General features: G+C 70.7%; 4 protein-coding genes. 1 reads left to right on the plus strand and 3 read right to left on the minus strand.

What is annotated here, in order from left to right:
- From HW445_RS21090 to xylA, 3 genes are all read right to left on the minus strand, one after another.
- On the minus strand, positions 1-600 hold a 600-nt coding region (locus HW445_RS21090), incomplete at its 3' end, for a sugar phosphate isomerase/epimerase (protein ID WP_180222547.1).
- A gap of 155 nt (positions 601-755) precedes the next feature.
- A complete protein-coding gene (locus tag HW445_RS21095) occupies positions 756-2,228 on the minus strand; it encodes an MFS transporter (protein WP_180222548.1) in 1,473 nt (490 codons plus the stop codon).
- Positions 2,229-2,288: 60 nt separating this feature from the next.
- A complete protein-coding gene (gene xylA / locus HW445_RS21100; RefSeq protein ID WP_180222549.1) occupies positions 2,289-3,437 on the minus strand; it encodes a xylose isomerase in 1,149 nt (382 codons plus the stop codon).
- Positions 3,438-3,815: 378 nt separating this feature from the next.
- Between xylA and HW445_RS21105 the strand changes: the two genes are divergently transcribed.
- A partial coding sequence (locus tag HW445_RS21105) for an FAD/NAD(P)-binding protein (protein WP_308799615.1) occupies positions 3,816-4,029 on the plus strand: 214 nt, incomplete at its 3' end.

Here is a 4,029-nt window from a genome sequence, read left to right on the forward strand (position 1 = left end):
TGCGGTGTGCGCGGCGCCCTTGGCGATCGGCCCGTCCTTCAGGTGCAGGGCCCGCACCCTCCCGCCGAGCCGGGTGACGACGGCGGGGACGTCGGCGCCGCCCAGGGCGGCCCAGTAGTCGTCGATCTCGAGGAAGACCTCGGGGGCGAGCAGGTCGGCGAGCACCTCGGCGGCGTGCCGGCCGTCGATCTCGGACTCGAACTCCCACCAGTAGTTGTGGTAGCCGAGCACCAGGCCGTGCCGGGCCGCCCCTTCGGCGAGGGAGTTGAGCGTGTCGGCGGTGCGCTTGAGGGCGTCCAGGTCGGCGAAGGCGTCCTCGAGGAGGCCGTAGGGCACGACCACCAGGTCGGTGCCCAGGGTGTTCACCGCCTCGAAGACCGCGTCCGGGTCGTCGGCGCCGAGGAGTCGGTGCGAGTGGGCGCTGCAGACGGAGAGTCCCAGGTCGTCCGCGATCGCGCGCAGACCGGCCGGGTCGTCGGTGGCCTCGAAGGGCTCCACGGCGTCGTAGCCGAGGTCGGCCAGGCGGCGCAGCGTGCCGCCGCGGTCGGCCGCCAGGTGGTCGCGGACGGTCCAGAGGTTGACCGCGGTCGGTGTCGCCATCGACAGTCCCTTCCAGGGGTTCCGGTGGTCAGGGGTTCTGGTGGTCAGGGGTTCTGGTGGTCAGGGGTTCCGGTGGTAGGGGTTCCGGTGGTCAGGGGTTCCGGTGGTCAGGGTTTCCGGTCTCGGGGATTTCCGCTCTCAGGGGTTCCGGCCGGTCACGTCTGCGTGGTGCTCTTCCCGAGCGTGAAGGAGGCCGCCCAGGTCACCACCAGCAGGCCGGCGCAGAGTCCGTAGGCGAGCGTGCTCGCGGCGTGGGGCGACCCGCCCTGCGCGACCTGGTTGAAGATCACCGTCGAGAACACCGCCGTGGCCACCGCGCCGCCCAGCTGCTGGAGGGAGTTGATGGCCCCGTTCGCCAGGCCGAGTTCGCGGTCGCCGACGGACGCCAGGACGAGGGCGAGGAACGGCACGAAGAACAGGCCGGTGCCGATTCCGGAGACGATCAGTGCCGGGGCCAGGTTGAAGCTGGTCAGGCCCGTGTCGATGAGGGGGCCGTCGGGGCCCGGGTGGGTGGTGTCCTTGGCGTACACGGCGACGGTCAGCGCGGCGAGGACCATCCCGGCCGCCTGGGTCAGCACGCCGGCCTGCAGGACCCGCCGCGGCGGCATCCGCCGCGCGAGGACCGGCCCGACGCCCATGGCGAGCATGGTGCCCAGGGACCACCACGAGCCGGTGAGGCCGACGCGCAGCGGCGACCAGCCGGCGTACAGCTGGAGCAGCAGCGGGCTGACGATGAAGGCTCCCGAGCAGGCGCCGAAGAAGAGGAAGACCGTCAGCGTGCCGCCGGTGAAGGCGCGTTTGCGGAACAGGGCGGTGTCGATGAAGGAGTCGAGCGCCTTGCCGCGCCGGGCTCGGGCGTGGAGCGCGAAGACCGCCAGGACCGCCACCGAGGAGAGCATCATGGCGAAGGTCCACCAGGCCCACCGGTGTTCGCGTCCCTGGACGACGGGATAGACGAGCAGCCCGACCGCGGTGGAGCACAGGATCATGCCGAGGACGTCGAACCTCGGCCGGCTGCCCTCGTCCTGGTGCTTCGGCAGCACGCGGACGGCGAAGAAGAACGCGATCGCGCAGGCCGGGATGTTGATGAGGAACACCCAGCGCCACGACGCGTAGGTGATCAGCAGCCCGCCGAGGATCGGCCCGAGCGCGGACGAGAGGCTGATGAAGGGCGAGAAGATCGCGAACGCCTTCGGACTGTGTTCCTGACCGAAGCTCTCACGGATCATGCTGACGCACTGCGGGATCATCATCGCCGCCGCGGCGCCCTGTACCAGCCGCGCGGCGATCAGCTCCGCCGGGTTCTGGGCCGCCGCGCACAGCCCCGACATCACCGCGAAGCCGGTGAGGCCGATCAGGAACGTCCGGCGTCGGCCGATGATGTCACCGAGCCGTCCGCCGGCCAGCAGCAGCACCGAGAACGACAGCACGTAGCCGATGTTGATCCACTGGAACTGCGATTCGGACGCGCCGAGACCGAGTTTGATGGCCGGCGCGGCGACGCCCATCGCCGTGGCGTCCAGCATGTCCATCATCGTCGCGCCGAGCACGGTGAAGAGGACCGCCCAGGCGCCCTTGGGCACAGGCCGGGCCCCGGGCCGGTCGTCGTGGAGTGAAACCCCTGACACTTCTGCCGTCCCACTCATGACATACCTTTCCGGGCCCGGAGCCCTCAGCCTTGCCGAAGGTCAGTGCCGGCCGAGCATGTGCTCGAGCGCGAGCTGGTTGAGGCGGGAGTAGTGGAAGCCGCGGGCGCGCAGGGCGTCGAGGTCGGCCTCCTCCGCGCGCAGCGACTCGTAGCTCTCGCCGGGGGCGATGGTGGACTGGGCGAGCTCGTAGATCCCGCTGGCCTGCATGGCCTCCTGGACCTCGGGGTCGGCGCGGAAGGCCGCGGCGCGCTCCTTGAGGATCAGGTAGGTGCGCATGTTGGCCTCGGCGGAGACCCACACGTCGTCGGCGTCCTCGGTGCGTCCGGGCTTGTAGTCGAAGTGCCGCGGGCCGTCCCAGCCGCTGTGCTCCAGCAGGTCGACGAGGAAGAACGCGCTCTTGGTGTCACCGTGGCCGAAGACCAGGTCCTGGTCGTAGCGGGAACCGTGCTGGCCGTTGAGGTCGATGTGGAAGAGCTTCTCCTGCCACAGCGCCTGGGCGATGCCGTGGACGAAGTTGAGCCCCGCCATCTGCTCGTGGCCGACCTCGGGGTTGAGGCCGACCATCTCGCCGTGCTCCAGGGTGGCGATGAACCCGAGGGCGTGGCCGATGGTCGGCAGCAGGATGTCGCCGCGCGGCTCGTTCGGCTTGGGCTCCAGGGCGAAGCGCAGGCCGTAGTTCTGCTCCTTGACGTACCCGGCGAGGAAGTCGATCGCCTCGCGGAAGCGGTCGAGCGCCACCCGCACGTCCTTGGCGGCGTCGCTCTCCGCGCCCTCGCGCCCGCCCCAGAACACGTAGGTGTTGGCGCCGAGTTCGGCCGCCAGGTCCAGGTTGCGCATCACCTTGCGGATCGCGTGGCGGCGCACCTCGCGGTCGTTGGAGGTGAAGGCGCCGTCCTTGAAGACCGGGTCCTTGAACAGGTCGGTGGTGGCGGTGGGAACCACCAGGCCGGTCTCGTCCAGCGCCTTGCGGAACGCCGCGACCGCGGTGTCCCGGTGGGACTCGACGGCGAGCAGGTCGTCGTCGTGGAAGGTCACACCCCAGGCCCCGAGTTCGGCCAGCTTGTGCACCGTGCGCACCGGGTCCAGGGGCGCGCGGGTGGCGTCGCCGAACGGGTCCCGCTCGCGCCAGCCGACGGTCCACAGGCCGAAGGCGAACTTGTCCTCGGGGGTGGGCTGCAGACGGGTCATGCCCGCTCCAATCAATTCGTCAATGATGTGGACCAAACCTAAGCACTGTCGGACGCGCTTGCCAAGCCCTTGTCACCCGGTGGTGGCGAACGACCTCCTCGGAGGCACAACTCGGAGCGTCCGTCGAAGAGTTGATGATCTTCGCGGCAAGCGGACGGTTTCCCGCCGGATGGCCGGAACCAGTCCTCCGCTTCGTCCGCGCCCAGGGCGCAGGGACCTTCCGGCCCCTCTCCGACGCTCCATTGCGTCTTTCGGCAAGCGCGTGGATTAATGGCCGCCATGCCTCGGACCTCCGCCCCGCCCGGATCCTCCGCCACCTCCCGCACCGCGGCGACCGCCAGGGTCGCGGTCGTCGGCGCGGGCCCGACGGGTGTGGGCGTGACCGAGCGATTACTGGCCAACGCCCCGTTGCTCGCGCCGGGCCGGCCGGTCGAGATCGTGCTGGTGGACCCGCACCCCGCCGGCCCCGGCAGGGTCTGGCGCGACGGCCAGTCGCCGCTGATGCGCATGAACTCCTTCGCGAAGGACGTCACCCTCTTCCCCGGCCCGTCCGTGCGCTGCGAGGGACCGCCGCGCCCGGGTCCCTCGCTGG

This window comes from Streptomyces sp. UH6 (assembly GCF_013421635.1).
GTDB classification, from domain to species: domain Bacteria; phylum Actinomycetota; class Actinomycetes; order Streptomycetales; family Streptomycetaceae; genus Streptomyces; species Streptomyces abyssomicinicus.